The organism is Methylobacterium sp. WL119 (assembly GCF_008039875.1).
Taxonomy (GTDB): domain Bacteria; phylum Pseudomonadota; class Alphaproteobacteria; order Rhizobiales; family Beijerinckiaceae; genus Methylobacterium.
The window spans coordinates 25,402-43,976 of the sequence record NZ_VRUU01000039.1; the positions used below are offsets into that span (position 1 = coordinate 25,402).

Below are 18,575 nucleotides of genomic sequence, written 5' to 3' on the forward strand. Positions count from 1 at the left end.
GGAGCCCGGGACCGGTCGAGGCGACAGGCTGGTCAGGATGTCGTCCGGCGATTCACGCGGCCGCGGCCGTCTCGGCGAGTCCCCAGGCCTGCGCCAGCAGGCTGTAGGAGCGCCGCCGGGCCTCCTGATCGGGAACGGCGCAGACCACCATGATCTCGTCGGCCTGCGTCGCCTCGGCGAGGCCCGAGAGCAGGGCGCGCACAGTCTCCGGCGTGCCGACATGCAACCGGTCTCGGCCGCGGGCGATGCGGGCGCGCTCGGCATCGCTGTAGGGATAGGCTTCGGCCTCGGTGAGCGTCGGGATCGGAGCGTACTCGCCGCGCTCGCGCCGGAGCGTCGCCAGCTGGGTGCTGAGCGCCAGGCGCTCGGCCTGCGCCTCGGTCTCGGCGCAGACGGCCGCGACCGCGAGGATCGCATGGGGCCGGGTGCCCCACCGCGAGGGCTGGAAGCCGCGGCGATAGTCGAGCATCGGGCCACGCGCGTCGAACGAGGCGAAGTGCTGGGCGAAGGCGAAGCCGAGCCCGAGGCGTGCGGACAGATGCGCGCTGTAGTCGGAGGACCCGAGCAGAAAGATCGGCGGCAGCGGCACGCCGGCCGGCATCACGGTCACGGTGTTGAACGGATGGCCCTCGGGGAAGCCGCCGGTCTCCCACAGCATCAGCTCCTGCAGCCGCTCGAGGAAGTCGTCGCCGCCGCGCGGCGCCTCGCGCCGGCGCAACGCCTGGGCGGTGATGCCGTCGGTGCCGGGCGCGCGCCCGAGGCCGAGGTCGATCCGCCCGGGAAACAGCGCCTCCAGCACCTTGAAGCGCTCGGCGACCATCAGCGGCGCGTGGTTCGGCAGCATGATCCCGCCCGAGCCGACCCGGATCGTCCGGGTCGCGGCCGCGATCTGGCCGACCATGATGTCGGGGGCCGGGCTCGCGACCGAGGGCAGGGCATGGTGCTCGGCGAGCCAGTATCGCCCGTAACCGAGGCGGTCGACGTGGCGGGCGAGGTCGAGGGAGTCGCGCAGCGCCTGAGCCGGGCTGGAGCCGGAACCGACGAACGACAGGTCGAGGACGGAGAGCGTTGCCATCGCCAGGAGATGGTGTCGCCGGAAGCCGCCGTCGAGGCGGCGGCCGAGCACGAGCCCTGCACCCCGTGCGTGACGTTTGCCGGCGAACCCCGAGCCGGCGCCTTGCTCGTCCCAGGAGCCGCGACTACGGTCCCGCCGCCGTCACGGGACGGCGAAACCTGCATGAAAACCGGAGCACCCGACCATGGGCTTTCTCGCCGACGCCCTCTCGCGCGTAAAACCATCCGCGACGATCGCGATGACGCAGAAGGCGCGCGACCTGAAAGCCGGCGGCATGGACGTGATCAGCCTGTCGGTCGGCGAGCCCGACTTCGACACGCCCGAGCACATCAAGCAGGCCGCGATCGAGGCGATCGCCCGGGGCGAGACCAAGTATCCGCCGGTGTCGGGCATCGTGCCGCTGCGCGAAGCGATCGTGAAGAAGTTCAAGCGCGAGAACGGGCTCGACTACAAGGTCTCCCAGACAATCGTCGGCACCGGCGGCAAGCACGTGATCTACAACGCGCTGCTGGCAACGCTGAACCCCGGCGACGAGGTCGTGATCCCGCGCCCCTACTGGGTGTCCTACCCGGAGATGGTGGTGCTCTGCGGCGGCACGCCAGTCTTCGCCGAGACCGACATGGCGCACGACTTCAAGCTCCAGCCCGAGGAGCTGGAGCGGGTGCTGACGCCGAAGACCAAGTGGATCATCCTCAACTCGCCGTCGAACCCCTCGGGCGCCGCCTACAGCCATGCCGAGCTGATGAAGATCACCGACGTGCTGATGCGCTACCCGCACGTCTGGGTGCTCACTGACGACATGTACGAGCACCTGACCTACGGCGACTTCGAATTCGTCACCCCGGCGCAGATCGAGCCCGGCCTCTACGAGCGCACGCTGACCATGAACGGCGTCTCGAAGGCCTACGCGATGACGGGCTGGCGCATCGGCTACGCCGCCGGCCCGGAGAAGCTGATCAAGGCGATGGACTTCGTCCAGGGCCAGCAGACCTCGGGCGCGTCCTCGATCTCGCAATGGGCGGCGGTGGCCGCGCTCGACGGCACGCAGGCGCACCTCGCGCAGTTCAAGGCGGCGTTCCAGGAGCGGCGCGACCTCGTGGTCTCGATGCTGAACCAGACCAAGGGCCTGCAATGCCCGACGCCGGAGGGCGCGTTCTACGTCTACCCGTCCTGCGCCGAGACGATCGGGCGCACGACCCCGTCAGGCAAGACCATCGCCACCGACGAGGACTTCGTGACCGAGCTGCTGCAGGCGGAGGGCGTCGCCGCCGTGCACGGCTCGGCCTTCGGCCTCGGCCCGAACCTGCGCATCTCCTACGCCACCTCGACCAAGACGCTGGAGGAAGCGTGCAACCGCATCCAGCGCTTCTGCGGCTCGCTGCGCTAGCACGACGACGGCGGGCACCATCGGGTGCCCGCCACTTCGATACGGATCCGCCGCGGATCGTCCCTGTGGTTCGGGCCATGGCTTGAGGTGATTCGATGCCGACCATCGCCGTCATCGCCCCGGGCGCCATGGGAAGCGCGGTCGCCCGCCGCCTCACCGAGAACGGCGTCCGCGTCCTGACATCGCTGACCGGACGGAGCGCCGGGACCCGCGACCGCGCCCGGGCCGCCGGCATGAGCCACGCCGACGATGCGGAGATCGCCGCGGCCGACCTGATCCTGTCGATCGTGCCGCCGGCCGATGCCGCCGGCCTCGCGGCCCGCCTCGCCCCGAGCCTGGCGGCTCAGCCGAAAAAGCCGGTCTACGTCGATTGCAATGCGGTGTCGCCGGCGACGGTGCACGGCATCGCCGCGATCATCGCGGGCACGGGCGCGCCGTTCCTCGATGGTGCGATCCTCGGGCTCCCGCCCGAATCCGGCGCGAAGGGGCCGCGGGTCTACGTCGCCGGCGACGACCTCGCGCCGCTGATGGCCCTGCGCGCATGCGGCCTCGACATGCGGGCCTGCGCGGGTGGCGTCGGGGCGGCGTCCGGCCTGAAGATGGCCTATGCCGGCATCAACAAGGGCCTGAAGGCGGTGGCCGCGGCGATCGTCCTCGGCGCAGAGCGCGCGGGCGCCGCCGACGCGCTGCGGGCGGAGCTGATGGAGAGCGAGCCGGAGCTGCTCGCCCGCTTCGCCGGCGGGTTTCCCGACATGATGCCGAAGGCCTACCGCTGGGTCGCGGAAATGCACGAGATCGTCGACTTCCTGGCGCCGGACCCGGCCGGCGGCGCGATGTTCGCCGGGGCGGCCGAGACCTTCGCGCATCTCGCGGCGCCCGAGGGCGAGGACGACGTCGCCACGCTCCTCGCCTTCGCCGAAGCGGCAGGCGGATCGTCGCGGACGCGCGGATCGTCCTGAGCATCGGTTGCCGGCTCTTTGCACTTCACCTACATCGGCGGTCCCCGCGGCCGATGCGCCTGAAGGTTTCGCGAGCCCGCTCGGGCCTGCATGGACGCGGGGTCGGCAGTGACGGGGCGGCCCGGACCAGTTCTCTGGACCGCTCCTGTGAATCCTGGTGGGCCGGGGTGCTGCAGGCGTGTCGGAGGCGCGGGGAACAGGAACCGCGGACCCGGCGCATGGCCCACACAAGTTTCGCCCCGTTCCGGGACGGCAGCCGGTGCCGACCTTCGGATTTCGTTCACGCTCATCGGCAACAGTGGCAATGGGCCGGGGAACCGGTCGTGTGTCACTGCGTTTTGTCGGGCTTGACCATCATGCGGGGGTTCCTCACCAGCGGGGTCAAGGCGATCCTAGCGATCGCGGCGCTGTCCACCGCCGCTCATTGGGCGCTGCGGGTCCAGCGCGATCCGGCGCCGAGCACTCAGGTTCTGGCGAGCCTGCCCGATCCGGTGACCACCGGGTCGATCGAGCCGCGCAAGCCCGAGCGCGTCGCCGCCCAGCCGGCGCAGAAGGCGGCCGCGGACCTCGACCAGGATCACCTCTCGGCGCTGATCGCCAGCACCACCGGCCTGAAGCCGAAGGCGCAGAAGGCCGTCGTCGCCAAGCGCTGAGCGGAGAACGAGGCTTCCATTCGACGAAAAGGCCGCCCGCCGAGAGGGCAGGCGGCCTTCTCTGGTGTCGTCGCGCGATCAGGCGGCGAGGGAGCGGGGCTCGTGCCGCCCTTCGGCGATCTCCTCGATGATCTTCGCCGAGAACGCATCGAGATCGCTGGGATTGCGGCTGGTGACGATGCCGTGGTCGGTCACGACCTCGCGGTCGTGCCAACGGGCGCCGGCATTGATCACGTCGGTACGGATCGAGGAGAACGAGGTCAGGTCACGGCCCTTCGCCGCGCCGACCTCGATCAGCAGCCACGGCGCGTGGCAGATCGCGGCGACGACCTTTCCCGAGGTCACGAAGGCCTTGATCACCTCCAATGCCTTCGGCTCGAGGCGGAGCTTGTCCGGGTTGATCTGGCCGCCGGGCAGGACGAGGGCATCGTAGGCAGACGGATCGACGGTCTCGAGGTCGAGGTCGACCGCGACGTTCTTGCCCCAATCGGTCTTGTCCCAGCCACGAATCGATTCCGGCTTCTCGCGCGATTTCGGCGACGCGACGTGGACCGTCGCGCCGGCCTGCCGCAGCTTGGCCTGCGGGACGGTGAGCTCGGTCTCCTCGAACCCGTCGGTGGCGAGGATCAGGACCTTGGCTTGCTTGATGTCGGGCATGGCGGTTCGCTCCGATGGATGACGTCGGCCGGCAAACCGGGATGTCTCCCCGCGGTTCCCCGACGATCCGGCAACCCAGGAATGCGCGGAACCCTCGCGCAGGCGATCCGTTGGCTAGCTCATTCCCAACTGCACGAGGCAGCGCATGGCCAATCCCGGCCTTCCGACCCCCGAACCGACCCCCGGGGACCTTCCGCCGCCCGTCCCGCCGGACGAGATGCCCGATATCGGGCCGACCGGGCCGCGCACGCCCTATCCGGTGAACGATCCCGGCATCGACGAGCCCGGCGGCCCCGGCTCGGAGCCGGACGTGTTTCCCGGCGCCCCGACCGATCCCGGCGTCAGGATGTAGGACCGGCTCAGTGGCCGCCGTGCGACGCCCGCACGTCGCGCGGGGCCGCGAGGATCTCGGAGAGGCTCGTCGCCACGTGACGGGCCTCTTCGTCGGTCAGGCGCAGCTGGAACGGCGGCAGGGCGCCGGCCTGGAGCGCGACGACGGCCTGGCCCTGGTCGTCTGTGCCGATCTCGATCGCGGAGGAGGTCACGTCGAGCATCGCGATCTCCTGGTCGCCCATCTCCTCGGCCATGTCGGGCTCCTCAGGTTCGTCGATGGCGGTGAGCAGTTGCCCGACGGCGCGCACGAGGGCGCGGGCGGCGCGGGCATCCATCACCACGGCGGTCGCCTGATCGTCCTTCTGGAAGGAGAGCTGGATGTTGGCCCCTTCCAACGAAACCGAGATACCTGCCATGGATCGCCTAAAAGCCTGAGCGCGAACCCTTATATGCACTGGGGCCCACGAGAATCCCAGCCGCCGGGCCTCCGCTTTTGCCCGGGCACGCCGAGAACCTGCATCCCTGCCTTGTTGCGGCCGCAGGGAGCCCTTAGATAGGGTTGTGGGGGGCCCAAACCCTGGGACGGACGCCGGTTACGGGTTCCTTGCCCGACGCCCTGCCACCCATACCAGACTTAGAAGTCAGTCGATCCGTTCGCGCTTTCACGAGCGCGAGGGCTCGACCCATCGTCGATACGAGGTTCTCTACGTGAATACCGGTACCGTGAAGTGGTTCAACGAGACCAAGGGCTACGGCTTCATCCAGCCGGATGACGGCGGCAAGGACGTGTTCGTCCACATCTCCGCCGTCGAGCGCGCCGGCATGCGCAACCTGATCGAGGGTCAGAAGGTGTCTTACGAGATCCTGACCGACAAGCGCAGCGGCAAGGACGCCGCCGGCAACCTCCAGGCTGCCTGAGGCCATCGGTCTCCCATCCACGCGGCCGTGAACACGGTCGAAACCATCCGACGCTGCCATCCTCCGGGAGCGGCCGCGCCGGACGGTCAAGGTAAACGCAATCTTAATCGCAACACCACAGAAACAGAGCCGGGCCCGCCGCGTGGCGGAGCAAACCCGGTCACATCGGAAGACAATCAAACACACCATGTTGTTCGAATACACCCGACGCCGTAGCGTCCGGTCGCCCGTCACGGATTCAGCGACCTTCAAGGTGGGGTGCATCAAGCAGAGCGCGACGTCGGACGCCCCGACCCTCGACCTCTCCCACCTCATCGATCGATCCTACAATTATCATTCGCCCCGAGAGTTGCGCTGGCATCTCGCCGACCGCCTCGGGCTCGCGCCGGCCGCTCTGGCCCTTCGCGAAGCCGCCCACGCCTGACCACGCCGAGCCGATCCTGCAAGATGCAGGATCGGCTCTTCTTCGTTTCGGGCCCGCTCAAGCCCGCGAGATCGTCACGACCGGCCCCGGTCCCAGGCCGACACGACGACGTTGCGCAGGTCGTTCGGCAGCGCGACCAGCTCGCCATGCACCGGATCGGTCCGGTTGTAGACGGTCGCGACGCCGGACATGTCGCAGACGGAGCCGCCCGCCTCGCGCAGGATCAGGTCGGCCGCCGCGAGATCCCAGTCGCGGGCATCCGAGGAGACCAGCCCGACATCGACCGAGCCTTCGGCGACGCGGGCCACGCGCAGGGCCAGCGACGGAATCCGGTCGATGCGCTCGAAGGTGGCGTCCCCCAGATCGCGCGAGACGCCACGCCCCAACCGGTCGATCATCGGCTTCGGGCCGGTGACGCGGGCCGTCGGCAGTGCGACGCCCTGCCGCGCGCCGATCGGCTCGCCGTTGCGCGTCGCGCCCCGCCCGTGGATCGCCTCGTAATCGTGCCCGAGCGCCGGCGCGTTCACGAAGCCGATCACCGGCTCGCCGGCCTTCAGCAGCGCCACCGCGATCGACCAGTCCCGATGCCCGGACAGGAAGGCGCGGGTCCCGTCGATCGGGTCGACGATCCAGACGAGGTCGTGACCGATCCGCACGGCGTCGTCGGCCGTCTCTTCGGACAGCCACGCCGCCGCCGGCACGATCTGGCTCAGGCGGATCTTCAGGAAGGTGTCGACGGCGACGTCGGCTTCCGTCACCGGCGAGCCGCCGGCCTTCGACCAGATCTTCGCCGAGGTCTGGCTGCCGGCGCGGAAGAAGGGCAGGGCGAGGGAGGCCGCCTCGCGAAGCGCCTCGCGCAGGTCCGGCATCAGGGCGTGCACGAAGTCCGCTGAGATCGTATCGGTCATGGCGGTCCGTGTCCGGCGACGGGAGGGGGGATCGGCGTCGCGGCTCGCGCCGACCCGCGCGCCGATGCGACGTGCGGATGGTCCCGATCGCGACAGGGGGGCGGCGCGCCGGAGTGCGCGACCGCACCGTTGTAGGGTCTGCCCCGGAGCGCCACAAGGATCGCGAGGCCGCAGCGCGGAACCGGCGGTTTTCATCGATCGCGGCAAGGAACCGTTGAGCATTCCGAGCGCGAACGCGCTGTCCACGATCGCTTAACGCTCACTCTTAAGGCACCGTGGGGAGGTTAGACTCCAATCTGCTTGGCATAACGGACGACCCGAGCAGGTCGCCACTTGCAAATGGACGGCGGGCAGATGAACACGTTCGACACCATGGACCGGAACCCGACCGATCATCTTGCCGAGACCGATCGTTTCGATCGCGACGGCGCCGCGCCGGCGCGCTTCGCCTTCGACGCCTCGCCGCTGCCGGTGTTCGGCGCCGCCACCGCGACGTCCAAGGCCGCCGGCATCGCGCTCACCTTCGCGACCGACGAGGCGGAGAGCTGCGGCGAGGACCGGTTCGACCTCTGCCTCGTCGACGCCGCCGGCGCCGTCGTCGCCCGTCTCGGGCCGTTCTGCGAGGAGGAGGTCGTCGCGATCTGGCGGGACCTCGCCGCCCGCACCGGCTTGCCGCGGATGATCGTGCGCGAGGACGGCGTGCTCGCAACCGTGTCGGCGCAGGTCGGCCGGCTGATGCTCGGCAAGACCCGCATTCGGCGCCGGCACGGCTCGCTCGGCGACCGCCGCCCGCGCTTCCTCGTGCGCCGCAAGACCGGCCGCCTCCCGGTCCGCCCGCAGATCCACCGCGGCGAGAACGAGATCATCGCCCGCTCGTGAGCGCTCAGCCCGGCCAGCCCTGGTTGATCGTATCGGCGGCGAGCCCCGCGAACAGGATGAGCCCGGCCCCGCGATTCGAGCGGAACAGGGCCAGCGCCTCCCGCCCGTCCCGCGCCTTGAGCCGCCAGACCTGCCGGCCGAGATGGCTCGCGAACGCGGCGACGCCCAGGAAACCGAGCAGTCCCGCCCCGGCCCCGTAGGCCGCCGCGCCGATCAGCAGCACGGCCGCCCCGTAGCAGGCCCCGACGGCGACCCGAAGCCGGCCGCCGAAGAACCGCGCCGACGAGCGGATGCCGGCGATCTCGTCGTCCTCGATGTCCTGCACCGCGTAGATCGTGTCGTAGCCGACCACCCAGGCGATCGTGCCGGCGTAGAGCAGCCAGGCCGGTGCGGCGAGCTGATCGAGCAGGGCGGCCCAGCCCATCAGCGCCCCCCAGGAGAAGGCGAGGCCGAGCACCAGCTGCGGCATCGACATCACCCGCTTCATGAACGGGTAGATCGCCACGGGGATCAGCGAGCACAGCCCGACGCCGATGGCGAACGCATCGAACTGCATCAGGACGAGGAAGCCGACCAGCGCCTGGGCGGCGAGGAAGATGGCGGCGGCGCGCGTGCCGACCTGCCCCGAGGGCAGGGGCCGCGAGCGCGTGCGCTCGACCTGCGCGTCGAGGTCGCGATCGGCGATGTCGTTGTAGGTCGAGCCGGCCCCGCGCATCGCCACCGCGCCGACGAGGAACAGCAGCAGGTGGCGCGGATCGGGCCAGGGCAGGCCGGCGCGGGTGGCGGCCAGCGCCGTCGACCACCAGCACGGCAGCAGCAGCAGCCACCAGCCGATCGGCCGGTCGATGCGGGCGAGGCGCAGGTAAGGCCGGGCGGCCCGCGGGGCGAGCCGGTCGACCCAATGGCCGGTCACCGCGTCGGCGACGCGGGATTCCACCGCCTTCGCGGCATTCACGACCGGGGCCCGGACGGGATGAGGAACGGGTGGGAGGCGGGTCGCATCCGCCTCAGAGCGCGCCCTGCGGCATCTTGAACTGGCCGGTCAGGCCGGGGCCGCCGAGGAGGCCGCCGCCGCCGCCGTTCTGGGCCTGAGCGCGGGCCTGAGCCTCCATCTTGGTCGCCTGGGCCGCGATGCCGCAGATCTTGGTGCGGATGCCCACCACCTTCGAGTGGTCGGCCTTGAAGCCTTCCGCGAACGAGTCGGGGATCGAGCACCACTCCTTGTTGGCGGCGATCCACTTCATGCCCTCGACGCCGTTGGACTGAAGCTTGCCGAACAGCGCGCAGGCCTCCTGCGGGGTCATCTTCTTCTTTCCGTTCGACGCCACGTTCGCCTTGGCGACGAGATCCTTGCGGGTCTGCAGCGTCGTCTGGATCGCGCCGCATTCGGCGGACTGAGCGAAGGCGGCCGTGCTGGCCAGCAAGCTGCCCGCGACGAGGGCGGCGGCCAGTCCGTAGGTCTTGTAGCGCATGGTCTCGTCTCCCTAGAGATCCGCCCCGGACGCAGGCGATGCGCCGTCGGCATGGCGCGCAGCGTCGACGGATGTCGTCTTCGAGCCGGAGGTCGGCCGCGCTGCGGTACGGCCGGTCCGGAATGTCCGGGCTCCGCTTCGCCATAGGAATGTGGCGTCAATCGAGCCGCAAACGGGCCGGCTCCGACATGGCGGGGTAACGTTTCGAAAACCAGCGCCCGTGATGTTTCGGCAACATCGGCGCCGCCTCGCTCCGGCGTTGACAGCGGCGATCCCGCACGCGACGGAGCCCGGATGGCGGCCTACGACTTCACCGCGCCCCGTCTTCACGTGGCGCACGACCTCTTCGCGGGCGCGAACCTTCCCCTGGACCGGGCGCAGGCGAACTATCTGCTCAACGTCCTGCGCCGGCAGCCGGACGACCCGGTGCTGCTGTTCAACGGGCGGGACGGCGAGTGGCGGGCGAGCCTGGTGCCGTCGGGGCGCAAGAGCGCGCATCTGACCGTCGTCGACCGAGTACGGCCCCAGACCGCACCGCCCGACCTGCACTACCTGTTCGCGCCCCTGAAGAGCGCGCGGCTCGACTACCTCGCCCAGAAGGCGGTCGAGATGGGGGCGGGCACGATCCGGCCGGTCCTGACACGCTACACGCAAGGCGACCGCCTCAACACCGAGCGCCTGCACGCCAACATGATCGAGGCGGCCGAGCAGTGCGGCATCCTCGCCGTGCCGGCCTTGATGGAAGCCGCGCGCCTGCCCGCGGCGCTCGCCGACCTCGCGCCGGAGCGGCTGCTGGTGTTCTGCGACGAGGACGCCGCGATCGCCGACCCCGTCGCCGCCCTGCGCCGGGCCGCGGATCCGGCGGGCCCCGTTCCGCTCGCAGTGCTGATCGGCCCGGAGGGCGGGTTCGCGCCGGAGGAGCGCGCGGCGATCCTGGCGCGGCCCAACTCCGTGGCGCTCTCCCTCGGGCCCCGCATCCTCCGGGCCGACACCGCCGCGGTCGCGGCGCTCGCCCTGGTCCAGGCCGTACTCGGCGACGCGCGATGATAGCCCGGTCGGCGTGCGCCCGCGCACATCGACCGCGCGCGGCGCCTCCGACGCCCGACGATTGCCGGTCGAAGCGGGGCAGGGGCGCTCAAGGTCGCGTTGTCGGGTCCGGCGCCCTGGATTATGGACGACCCATCCCGGCGACGGGGCACGACCGCATCGCTCTTTTCCAGACGGCCGGCGCGCTTCCCGAGTTCAGCCCATGATTTCACGGCGAGGCAGCGCATGGCGCGCGATACGTCCGACACGACACCGCTCACCACGCGTGTCGAACTGATCGACTGGTTCGCGGCCGGCGAGAAGCCGCGCGAGAGCTTCGCGATCGGCACCGAGCACGAGAAGATTCCCTTCTACGTCGAGACGCGCGAACCGGTGCCGTATGAAGGCGAGCGCGGCATCCGCGCCCTGCTGGAAGGCGTCGGCCGCGAGACCGGCTGGGAGCCGATCCTCGATGCCGGCCACGTCATCGGCCTGTCGGCTGCGGAAGGCGGCGCGATCTCGATCGAGCCCGGCGGGCAGTTCGAACTCTCGGGCGCGCCGGTCGCCGACGTGCACGCCACCGCCCGCGAACTCGACGAGCACCTGGCCGCGACGAAGCGCGTGGCGGACGGCCTCGGCATCGGCTTCCTCGACCTCGCCATGAGCCCGAAATGGTCGCGGGCCGAGACGCCGGTGATGCCCAAGAGCCGCTACAAGATCATGGCCGGCTACATGCCGAAGGTCGGATCGCTCGGCCTTGACATGATGCTGCGCACCGCCACCGTGCAGGTCAACGTCGACTTCGCGTCGGAAAGCGACATGACGCGGAAGCTCCGCGCCTCGCTCGCGCTGCAGCCGGTCGCGACCGCCCTGTTCGCCAACTCGCCCTTCACCGACGGGCGGCCGAACGGCTTCCTGTCGCGACGCTCCGAGATCTGGCGCGACACCGACGCCGACCGCACCGGGATGCTCGGCTTCGCCTTCGACGCAGGCTTCGGCTACGAGGGCTACGTCGACTGGCTGCTCGACATGCCGATGTACTTCGTCAAGCGCGGCGACACCTACCACGACGTCTCGGGCGCCTCGTTCCGCGACCTGATGGCCGGCAAGCTCGCCCAGTTGCCGGGCGAGTACGCCACGGTCTCCGACTGGGCCAACCACGCCTCCACCGCCTTTCCCGAGGTTCGACTCAAGCGCTTCCTCGAGATGCGCGGCGCCGACGTCGGCGATGCCGGCATGATCGCGGCGCAGGCCGCGTTCTGGGTCGGCCTGCTCTACGACGAGGCGTCGCTCGATGCCGCTCTCGACCTCGTCTCGGGCTGGAGCGCGACCGACCGGGAGGCCCTGCGCGCCACCGTCCCGCGCCTGGGCCTCGCGACGCCGGTCGCGCGGCGCAGCCTGGGCGCGGTCGCGGCCGAGGCGCTCGCCATCGCGCGGGCCGGCCTCAAGGCGCGTGCCCGCCGCGACGGCTCGGGACGGGACGAGACGATCTACCTGCAGCCGCTGGAGGCGATCGTGGCGGCCGGGCGCTCGCATGCCGAGGACCGCCTCGCCGACTACGAGGGACCGTGGAAGCGCTCGGTCGACCCCGCCTTCACCCATTGCCGGTTCCCGTAATCGGGCGGGCGACCCGCACCGCTTCCTCGCCACGCGCCAGGGTCACGGCCGGCCGCTTCGCCCGGCTGACAAGCCGCATCGATCCGGTCTATCGACCCCGGCGACGGCGGCCCCGTCGCCGGGGTTCTCGCATGCCGGACGCACCACCGATCGACCTCGATCTCGCCGGCCTCAAGTGCCCGCTTCCGGTGCTGCGGACGCGCAAGGCGCTGCGCCGCCTGCCGCCGGGCACGCTGCTGCGGGTGACCTGCACCGATCCGCTGGCCTGCCTCGACATCCCGAACCTCGTGCGCGAGGAGGGCGACACCGTCGAAGCCTGGGACCGGATCGGCACGGCGACCCGGTTCTCGATCCGCCGCGGCCCCGGCACCTGCCCCGGAGACTCCGCGAAGCCGCCTCATTCCTGAACGATCGCCTGCCTAGAACGGCCTCGACGCGACTCGGGTAGGAAGATCCACAGGCATGGTACCCATCATCCGCGGGACACGCCTCGTTCATGACGGCTGGGCCCGGTTCCTCGTCGCCGAGGTGACGATGCCGGACGGCACCCGCATCACCCGCGAGATCGAGGATCACGGTCGCGCGGTGGCGGTGCTGCCCTACGATCCGACGCGCCGCGTCGCGCTCTTGGTCTCGCAGTTCCGCGCCCCGGTGTTCTTCGCCGAGGGCCCGCTGGACATGCTCGAGACCCCGGCGGGCATCCTCGACGAGGGCGACCCGGAGGACGGCGCCCGCCGCGAAGCCTACGAGGAGACCGGCGTCGACCTGAACGTGCTCGAGCGGGTGGTCAGCGCCTGGACCGCGCCGGGCATCTCGACCGAGCGGATGGACCTGTTCCTCGCCCCCTTCGGCGCGGCCGACCGGTCGGGACCGGGCGGCGGGCTGGTTGAGGAGAACGAGGCGATCACCGTCCACGAGGTGGCGCTCGACGACCTCGCCCGCCGCAGCGACGCCGGCGAGATCGCGGACATGAAGACGCTGACCCTGGTCTTCGCGCTGCGCCTGCGGCACCCGCACCTGTTCGCGTCCGCCTGAACCCGCGGAGCCGCGAAGCGGCGCGTCAGGCCGCGTCCCGGCTCCCGATCTCGCCGCGCAGGAGCGCGAGGAAGCGCCACGACCGCACGAAGTAGCGCCGGAACAGCCGTCGCGGCGCGAAGGCGAACCGGAACGCCCATTCGAGCCCGGCACGCTGCAGCATCACCGGCGCTCGCGGCACCAGCCCGGCGGCGACGTTGACCGCCTCGCCCACCGCCAGCACGAGCGGCGTGCCGAGGGCCGCACCTTGGCGCGTCACCCAGACCTCCGAGCGCGGCGCGCCGACGCCCATGACCAGCAGGGTGGTGCCGTGCTCGCGGATGCGGGCCGACAGCGCGCGGCCGTACTCCGCGTCGTCGTCGAAGCCGAAGGGCGGCACGCAGGTCGCGACGGCATCCGCGTCATAGCCGGACCGCTTGAGCCGGTCGCGGATCGCCTCGGCGACCGCGTCCCGCGAGCAGACGAGGAAGACGCGGCGGCCTTCGACCGGCCGGGCGAACAGCGCGTGCGCGAGGAGGTCGTGCCCGGTGACGCGGGCGGCCGGCTGGCCGCGCAGCCGCGCGAGCCAGACCAGCGGCGTGCCGTCCAGCGTCCGCGCGACGGCGCCGGCATAGGCCTGCCGGAAGGCGGCGTTCTCCGAGAGCAGGACGATGTGGTCGATGTTGGCGGTGACGATGAGGCGCGGCCCGGCCGACGGCTGCATCGCCGAGGCGGCGAGGATCCCAGCTGCGGGACCGGCGGCGAAGTCGTGGCCGAACATCCGCACGCGCCAGGCGCTGCCGGCCTCGCTGCGGCGATCCATGGGAGTTTCCGGCGTGGCGCCGGCCGCATGGCCGGGTTCGAGGCGAGGGCTCGTCCCGCGGACGGCCCGGGGCCGCGGCATCGCGGGGTGAATGGCGAAGCCGGCGACCTTCACCGCGCCGTCCTCCTCGGCCTGCGCCTGTCCCGCCTCAAGCATCGGCAGCTCGGAAGCTCCGGGGCGGCACGGTCGCGGCGCGGCGCTCGTTGCGGTCGTTGCGACGGTCGCGGGCGGCGCCGAGCGACAGCGCGATGGCCACGCCCAGCATCATCCCGACGAGCAGGGCCAGCGGCAGCACCACCTTGGGCGAGGGCGGCCAGGTCCGGGTGCGGGCGGGGACCGCCGGCGAGATGATGCGGACGTTGATGCTGTTCAGGCGCTCCTGCTCGCTCGCCTCGCGCGAACGGCGGAGATAGGTCTCGTACACGCCGCGGCGGGATTCGAGCGTCCGCTCCAGCTCGCGCAGGCCGACATTGGCGCGATCGCTGGTGACGGTCTCGGCCTTGGCCCGGTCGAGGCTCTTGCGGATCGCCGTTTCGCTCGCCGCCGCGCGATCGTAGTCCTTCTGCGTCGTCTCGATGATCCGCTCCTTCTCGCGCTGGATCAGGCGCTGGAGGTCGCGCTGCTGGGCGTACTGCTCGGCCATCGCCGGGTGGCGCTCGCCGAGGCGGGTCGCAAGCTCGGCGGTGTTGCGCGAGAGCGTCGCGTATTGCTGGCGGAGCGCCTGCATCTCGAGCGATTGCAGCATCTCCGGCAGCGCCGTGCTGGCGTCGCCGGCCTTCATCTTGCGCGCCTGCTCGAGGCGCGAGCGCGATTCCGCGGTCTTGATCTGGGCCGTGACGAGCTGCTGGTTGAGGTCGCCGAGCTGCTGGTCGGTCAGCAGGCGACCGCTCGACGCGACGAGGTTGTTGTCCTCGCGGTACTTCAGGAGCTTGCCCTCGGCGAGCTCGACGTCGCGGCGCAGGCTCGACAGGCGGCCGTTGAGGGCGTCCGAGGCGCGGCGAGCGGCCTCGGTGCGGGCGCTGGCCTCCTCGGCGAAGTAGGCGTCGCCGATGGCGTTGGCGATCTTTGCCGCCTTCTCCGGATCGCGCGACTGCACCAGCACGTCGATCACGAAGGTGCGCTCGGCCCGGCGCACGGTCAGCTTGGTCTGCAGGGTGTCGACGGCGACGTTGACCGGGTCGCGGCTGCCGGGCGGCGGCAGCATGCCGAGCGCCGTGCGCAGCCAGACGATCGTCGGGTTGTCGGACTCGGGCTTGGCGAACTCGTCGTCGCGATCGAGGTCGAGCTTCTCGACCGTGCGCCGCAGGACGTTGTCCGACTGGATCACCTTGGTCTGGCTCTCGGCGAGCGACACGCCGCTGTCGGCCTGAGGCGTGCGGGCGCTGACGTCGTTGTCGACGACGCGGAGATCGGAGGGATCGACCAGGATCTGGATGCTGGAGGTGTAGACCGGGGTCAGCAGCCCGAGCAGCGCAACGGCGGCGGCGACCATGAACAGGCCGCCCAGCACGATGAAGCTCGCTCCGCGCCACAGGCGGCGGAGGATCGTGCCCGGGTCGGCCCGATCGGAGAAGCGCGGCGGCAGCGTCACCTCCACGGGCTCGCCGCGGACGGGGGTCGAGAAATCGAACATCGGTCTCTGTCCCTCACCTGCCCGACGGTTTCCAGGAACGATCCCGTTTCGGAGCGTTCCCGTGCCACCTTGAACCGGAAGCGCCCGGCGATGGCGGTGTTCGATGACGTCTCCGCAATCTGCGGACCGCAGGTTGCGCTCTCTGGTTGCCGCAAAATCTTTCCCAATGCCTTGGAAACGGGGGCGAACAGCGTCTCTTCAAGACGAGACAGCGTGGCATGCTTAACGATCCGCCGGCGCGACGTTCAATACGTAGTCCGCCTCACCGCTTGGGGATAACCGGATCGGGCGCGACCCCATCGGGCGCGACGAGGTTGTCTGGCCCGTAGGCCGACACGCCCTCGGCGAGGTAGCCGCGGAACGCCTCCGCGTCGCGCGCGGCCAAGCGATTCCATCGTGCGACGTTTGCCCGCGCGTCGGCCGCGGCTTCCGCCAAGCGGCCGGACCGGATGGCCTGGATCAGCGCCGAGGCGGCGCCCTCGGGATCGCCCGGGCGGAGGAACAGGCCGGATTCGCCGAGCACCTCGCGGAACACCGCGTCGTCGGAGGCGACCACCGGCAGGCCGCCATGCTGGATCTCGAGCAGGGGCAGGCCGAGGCCTTCGGCTTTGGAAGTCGAGAGCAGAAGGTGGGCGCTGGCGGCGAGGGTGCGCAGCGCATCGTCGCCGACATAGCCGTGCCAGGTGAGGAAGGGCGGCGGATCGTCGAGGAAGGCGTGCCGGCCCCAGCCGAGGCGGCCGACGATGTGCAGCTCGGCCGGCACGCCGGCGCGGTTCAACGCCGCCGCGAGCGCGATCGCCGCCGGGTAATCCTTGCGCGGCTCGATCGTGCCGATCGCCAGCATGCGCAGCGGCGCCTCGGGCCGATAGGCGGCGGGGCCGGGGAGCCCGTCGAGGCCGAACACGTCGCGCACCGCCGGCCGCAGCAGGGCGACGAGGGCGTCGTCGGCGCAGTGACGGCGCAAATCCGCGCCGGTCTTGCGCGAGATCACCAGGAAGCGCCGACCCCAGCGCATCGCGTAGCGGAACGCCGGCGCCATGTAGAGCCGGCTCTTCCAGGCGAGATCCTCCGGCCGGTCGAGGAGGAAGGTGTCGTAGACGCAGAGGATGCAGCGCTCCGCGAACGGCGCCATCAGCGGGCCGGGGGGAAAGCCGGCCATCACGAACTGCGCCTCGGGCTCCCGCGCCGCGTGAAGCGGCAGGCCGAGCTGCTGCGCGAGGATCATCCCCGGGATGCTGCGGCTGCGCAGGGGCCGGACCGCGCCGCCGAGCATCGCCGGCGTGAACTGGTCGAGCGCCACCCGCTCGATGCCGGTGATGTGGCCGCGGACATGGGTCTGGTCGAGGTAGATCGGGCCGCGCATCACCGGGCTCCGCCGAGCGATCGAAGCCGGACGGCCCAGTACAGGCCGCGCCGCGCCCAGGGCGGCAGGCGGCGCCCGAGCAGGCGCTGCTTGGCGCGGCGCAGCCCGCGGACGAGCGGGTTGGACGGCGCGGCGACGAGGCCGGTGGCGGCCGCAGCCGGGATCGCGGCGAACGGGAAATGGCCGAGCAGCGCCGGCGCGAAGCGCAGGCGGCCCCGGTCCGGCGGCAGCAGGCCGCGCTCGCGAAACACCCGGTCGAGCGAGATCGCGCAGGAAGCCGGGCCGAACCGGCTTTCCAAGGCGATCCGTGCGAAGGCGCCGAGCCGGGCGAGCGCCTGGCGATCGGCGACGAGCTCGACGAGGGCATCGCCCAGTGCGCCGGGCTCGACCGGGACGAGCCGCCCGGAGACGCCGTCGATCACCGAGCTGGTCAGGCCGGCGGTGCGATAGGCCAGCGTCGGCGTTCCGCACAGGCCGGCCTCGATCGGCGTCTGCCCCAGCGTCTCGAGCCGGCTCGCCGTGACGTGCAGGTCGCAGGCGCCGTACCAGGCGGCCAGGTGCGCCTCGTCGGCGATCAGCCCGGGCGCGAACAGGTTCGGCAGGGCGAGGCGCGCGGGATGGTCGAGCCGGCCGATCGCGACGAAGCCGACGCCGGGACCGGCGACGCGGCGCAGGGCATCCGCGAGATCGCCGACGTTCTTGTCCGGTCCGTCGAGCACCACCGCCGAGACCAGGATCAGCAGGTCGTCGGCGGGAAGCCCGAGTCTGCGGCGCAGGGCCGAACGATCGCGGGGCCGGAAGACGCTCGTCGGAAAGGCCAGCGCCAGGGGCGCGACCACGGCGCCCGGCGGCGCGAGCGCCAGGGCGCGCGACGCCGTCCAGGCCGAGTTGGCGAGCAGGATCGGACCGTCCCGCCGGGCGAGCACCGCACGCTTGCCGTCCTGCGCGCCGGCGATGCGATGCCGGCCGAGCTGCGGATACTCGTCCGGCGTCGGGCAGGCGGCGTCGCAGCCGATGGTCTCGATCCGGGCACAGCCGCGGGGGTGGGCGCAGCGGCCGGTCAGCGGGAACAGGTCGTGCAGGACGAGCGCGACGGGCCGCTCGGCAGCGAGGCGCCCGGCGATGGCGAGGCTCCGGGTGGCGCCGTGCAGGTTTCCGGCGAGCACGAGGTCGTGGTCGCCGGCACGGATCGCGGCTTCGGCGACGGGAAACGCATCGGTCCATTCCGCCGCGGCGGGCGGCGATTCGTCCGCGAGCACGAACTCCGCGACGCGGTGCCCGGCGAGCCGCAGCGCCTCGCCGATGCGCCGATGCGCGATCCCGGCACCGCCGGCATGCCCCGTGCCGGTGAGCGAGGCGATCGAGAGGGAAGCGGCACCACTCTTCCCTCCCCCCTTGGCGGGGGAGGGTACCCTGCGGAGCAGGGGGGGAGAG

At 71.5% G+C, this 18,575-nt stretch carries 21 protein-coding genes; 11 read left to right on the top strand and 10 right to left on the bottom strand.

Annotated features, from left to right (window positions below):
* Positions 1-52 precede the first annotated feature (52 nt).
* Positions 53-1,075 carry an LLM class flavin-dependent oxidoreductase gene (locus tag FV227_RS15175; protein WP_147725965.1) on the bottom strand — a complete coding sequence of 341 codons (1,023 nt, stop codon included), beginning with the start codon at positions 1,073-1,075 and terminating at the stop codon, positions 53-55.
* 184 nt (positions 1,076-1,259) lie between these two features.
* Here FV227_RS15175 and FV227_RS15180 point away from each other — a divergent pair, with 184 nt between their 5' ends.
* From FV227_RS15180 to FV227_RS15190, 3 genes are all read left to right on the top strand, one after another.
* Positions 1,260-2,462 carry a pyridoxal phosphate-dependent aminotransferase gene (locus tag FV227_RS15180; RefSeq protein WP_147725953.1) on the top strand — a complete coding sequence of 401 codons (1,203 nt, stop codon included), beginning with the start codon at positions 1,260-1,262 and terminating at the stop codon, positions 2,460-2,462.
* A gap of 95 nt (positions 2,463-2,557) precedes the next feature.
* Positions 2,558-3,421 carry an NAD(P)-dependent oxidoreductase gene (locus tag FV227_RS15185; RefSeq protein ID WP_147843061.1) on the top strand — a complete coding sequence of 288 codons (864 nt, stop codon included), beginning with the start codon at positions 2,558-2,560 and terminating at the stop codon, positions 3,419-3,421.
* 356 nt (positions 3,422-3,777) lie between these two features.
* Positions 3,778-4,074, top strand: coding sequence for a hypothetical protein (locus FV227_RS15190; protein WP_147725955.1), 297 nt, complete (start codon positions 3,778-3,780; stop codon positions 4,072-4,074).
* 78 nt (positions 4,075-4,152) lie between these two features.
* On the opposite strand, the gene FV227_RS15195 is transcribed toward FV227_RS15190, so the two are convergent.
* Positions 4,153-4,731, bottom strand: a complete 579-nt coding sequence (locus FV227_RS15195; protein ID WP_147725956.1) for a type 1 glutamine amidotransferase domain-containing protein — start codon at positions 4,729-4,731, stop codon at positions 4,153-4,155.
* 145 nt (positions 4,732-4,876) lie between these two features.
* Between FV227_RS15195 and FV227_RS15200 the strand changes: the two genes are divergently transcribed.
* The gene (locus FV227_RS15200) at positions 4,877-5,083 is read left to right on the top strand and encodes a hypothetical protein (RefSeq protein WP_147725957.1); all 207 of its coding nucleotides are present in this window, start codon (positions 4,877-4,879) and stop codon (positions 5,081-5,083) included.
* Between the two features lie 7 nt (positions 5,084-5,090).
* Here the strand turns inward: FV227_RS15200 and FV227_RS15205 are convergent, their stop codons facing one another.
* Positions 5,091-5,480 carry a hypothetical protein gene (locus FV227_RS15205; RefSeq protein WP_147725958.1) on the bottom strand — a complete coding sequence of 130 codons (390 nt, stop codon included), beginning with the start codon at positions 5,478-5,480 and terminating at the stop codon, positions 5,091-5,093.
* A gap of 292 nt (positions 5,481-5,772) precedes the next feature.
* Between FV227_RS15205 and FV227_RS15210 the strand changes: the two genes are divergently transcribed.
* Together FV227_RS15210 and FV227_RS29875 are read left to right on the top strand one after the other, a co-directional pair.
* The gene (locus FV227_RS15210; protein ID WP_147725959.1) at positions 5,773-5,982 is read left to right on the top strand and encodes a cold-shock protein; all 210 of its coding nucleotides are present in this window, start codon (positions 5,773-5,775) and stop codon (positions 5,980-5,982) included.
* A 187-nt stretch (positions 5,983-6,169) separates the two neighbouring features.
* Positions 6,170-6,406 (top strand): AsnC family transcriptional regulator, encoded by a 237-nt coding sequence (locus FV227_RS29875; protein WP_147725966.1) that lies wholly within the window; start codon positions 6,170-6,172, stop codon positions 6,404-6,406.
* Between the two features lie 74 nt (positions 6,407-6,480).
* On the opposite strand, the gene FV227_RS15220 is transcribed toward FV227_RS29875, so the two are convergent.
* A complete protein-coding gene (locus tag FV227_RS15220; protein ID WP_147725960.1) occupies positions 6,481-7,314 on the bottom strand; it encodes a 3'(2'),5'-bisphosphate nucleotidase CysQ in 834 nt (277 codons plus the stop codon).
* A gap of 354 nt (positions 7,315-7,668) precedes the next feature.
* Here FV227_RS15220 and FV227_RS15225 point away from each other — a divergent pair, with 354 nt between their 5' ends.
* Positions 7,669-8,193, top strand: a complete 525-nt coding sequence (locus tag FV227_RS15225; RefSeq protein ID WP_244030286.1) for a DUF6101 family protein — start codon at positions 7,669-7,671, stop codon at positions 8,191-8,193.
* Positions 8,194-8,197: 4 nt separating this feature from the next.
* Here FV227_RS15225 and ubiA read toward each other — a convergent pair whose 3' ends face one another.
* Positions 8,198-9,148 (bottom strand): 4-hydroxybenzoate octaprenyltransferase, encoded by a 951-nt coding sequence (ubiA, locus tag FV227_RS15230; protein WP_147725961.1) that lies wholly within the window; start codon positions 9,146-9,148, stop codon positions 8,198-8,200.
* A 52-nt stretch (positions 9,149-9,200) separates the two neighbouring features.
* Positions 9,201-9,665, bottom strand: coding sequence for a hypothetical protein (locus FV227_RS15235; RefSeq protein WP_147725962.1), 465 nt, complete (start codon positions 9,663-9,665; stop codon positions 9,201-9,203).
* Between the two features lie 294 nt (positions 9,666-9,959).
* Between FV227_RS15235 and FV227_RS15240 the strand changes: the two genes are divergently transcribed.
* The 4 genes from FV227_RS15240 (at position 9,960) to FV227_RS15255 (ending at position 13,343) form a co-directional block, all read left to right on the top strand.
* On the top strand, positions 9,960-10,712 hold the full coding sequence (locus FV227_RS15240) for a 16S rRNA (uracil(1498)-N(3))-methyltransferase (RefSeq protein WP_147725963.1): 753 nt from the start codon (positions 9,960-9,962) through the stop codon (positions 10,710-10,712).
* A gap of 225 nt (positions 10,713-10,937) precedes the next feature.
* Entirely contained in the window at positions 10,938-12,308 is a 1,371-nt protein-coding gene (locus FV227_RS15245) for a glutamate--cysteine ligase (RefSeq protein WP_147859372.1), read from the top strand.
* A gap of 131 nt (positions 12,309-12,439) precedes the next feature.
* The gene (locus tag FV227_RS15250) at positions 12,440-12,715 is read left to right on the top strand and encodes a sulfurtransferase TusA family protein (RefSeq protein WP_147728331.1); all 276 of its coding nucleotides are present in this window, start codon (positions 12,440-12,442) and stop codon (positions 12,713-12,715) included.
* A gap of 55 nt (positions 12,716-12,770) precedes the next feature.
* A complete protein-coding gene (locus tag FV227_RS15255; RefSeq protein WP_147859373.1) occupies positions 12,771-13,343 on the top strand; it encodes an NUDIX hydrolase in 573 nt (190 codons plus the stop codon).
* Between the two features lie 25 nt (positions 13,344-13,368).
* Here the strand turns inward: FV227_RS15255 and FV227_RS15260 are convergent, their stop codons facing one another.
* From FV227_RS15260 to FV227_RS15275, 4 genes are all read right to left on the bottom strand, one after another.
* Complete coding sequence (locus FV227_RS15260; RefSeq protein ID WP_246686496.1) at positions 13,369-14,301, bottom strand: WecB/TagA/CpsF family glycosyltransferase; 933 nt, start codon at positions 14,299-14,301, stop codon at positions 13,369-13,371.
* A complete protein-coding gene (locus FV227_RS15265) occupies positions 14,294-15,778 on the bottom strand; it encodes a GumC family protein (protein ID WP_147728333.1) in 1,485 nt (494 codons plus the stop codon). The genes FV227_RS15260 and FV227_RS15265 overlap by 8 nt, the downstream gene beginning before the upstream one ends.
* Before the next feature lie 262 nt (positions 15,779-16,040).
* Complete coding sequence (locus tag FV227_RS15270; RefSeq protein WP_147728334.1) at positions 16,041-17,141, bottom strand: glycosyltransferase; 1,101 nt, start codon at positions 17,139-17,141, stop codon at positions 16,041-16,043.
* Positions 17,141-18,575, bottom strand: a 1,435-nt coding sequence (locus FV227_RS15275) for a glycosyltransferase (RefSeq protein ID WP_147859374.1), incomplete at its 5' end; no start/stop codon positions are given. The genes FV227_RS15275 and FV227_RS15270, both read right to left, overlap by 1 nt.

Coding starts and splice junctions, on each gene's coding strand:
- FV227_RS15220 (WP_147725960.1), bottom strand. CDS start 7,314: ATGACCGATACGATCTCAGCGGACTTCGTGCACGCCCTGATGCCGGAC.
- FV227_RS15255 (WP_147859373.1), top strand. CDS start 12,771: ATGGTACCCATCATCCGCGGGACACGCCTCGTTCATGACGGCTGGGCC.
- FV227_RS15180 (WP_147725953.1), top strand. CDS start 1,260: ATGGGCTTTCTCGCCGACGCCCTCTCGCGCGTAAAACCATCCGCGACG.
- FV227_RS15190 (WP_147725955.1), top strand. CDS start 3,778: ATGCGGGGGTTCCTCACCAGCGGGGTCAAGGCGATCCTAGCGATCGCG.
- FV227_RS15245 (WP_147859372.1), top strand. CDS start 10,938: ATGGCGCGCGATACGTCCGACACGACACCGCTCACCACGCGTGTCGAA.
- FV227_RS29875 (WP_147725966.1), top strand. CDS start 6,170: ATGTTGTTCGAATACACCCGACGCCGTAGCGTCCGGTCGCCCGTCACG.
- FV227_RS15185 (WP_147843061.1), top strand. CDS start 2,558: ATGCCGACCATCGCCGTCATCGCCCCGGGCGCCATGGGAAGCGCGGTC.
- FV227_RS15205 (WP_147725958.1), bottom strand. CDS start 5,480: ATGGCAGGTATCTCGGTTTCGTTGGAAGGGGCCAACATCCAGCTCTCC.
- FV227_RS15175 (WP_147725965.1), bottom strand. CDS start 1,075: ATGGCAACGCTCTCCGTCCTCGACCTGTCGTTCGTCGGTTCCGGCTCC.
- FV227_RS15240 (WP_147725963.1), top strand. CDS start 9,960: ATGGCGGCCTACGACTTCACCGCGCCCCGTCTTCACGTGGCGCACGAC.
- FV227_RS15265 (WP_147728333.1), bottom strand. CDS start 15,778: ATGTTCGATTTCTCGACCCCCGTCCGCGGCGAGCCCGTGGAGGTGACG.
- FV227_RS15260 (WP_246686496.1), bottom strand. CDS start 14,301: ATGCTTGAGGCGGGACAGGCGCAGGCCGAGGAGGACGGCGCGGTGAAG.
- FV227_RS15270 (WP_147728334.1), bottom strand. CDS start 17,141: ATGCGCGGCCCGATCTACCTCGACCAGACCCATGTCCGCGGCCACATC.
- FV227_RS15235 (WP_147725962.1), bottom strand. CDS start 9,665: ATGCGCTACAAGACCTACGGACTGGCCGCCGCCCTCGTCGCGGGCAGC.
- FV227_RS15250 (WP_147728331.1), top strand. CDS start 12,440: ATGCCGGACGCACCACCGATCGACCTCGATCTCGCCGGCCTCAAGTGC.
- FV227_RS15195 (WP_147725956.1), bottom strand. CDS start 4,731: ATGCCCGACATCAAGCAAGCCAAGGTCCTGATCCTCGCCACCGACGGG.
- FV227_RS15225 (WP_244030286.1), top strand. CDS start 7,669: ATGAACACGTTCGACACCATGGACCGGAACCCGACCGATCATCTTGCC.
- FV227_RS15200 (WP_147725957.1), top strand. CDS start 4,877: ATGGCCAATCCCGGCCTTCCGACCCCCGAACCGACCCCCGGGGACCTT.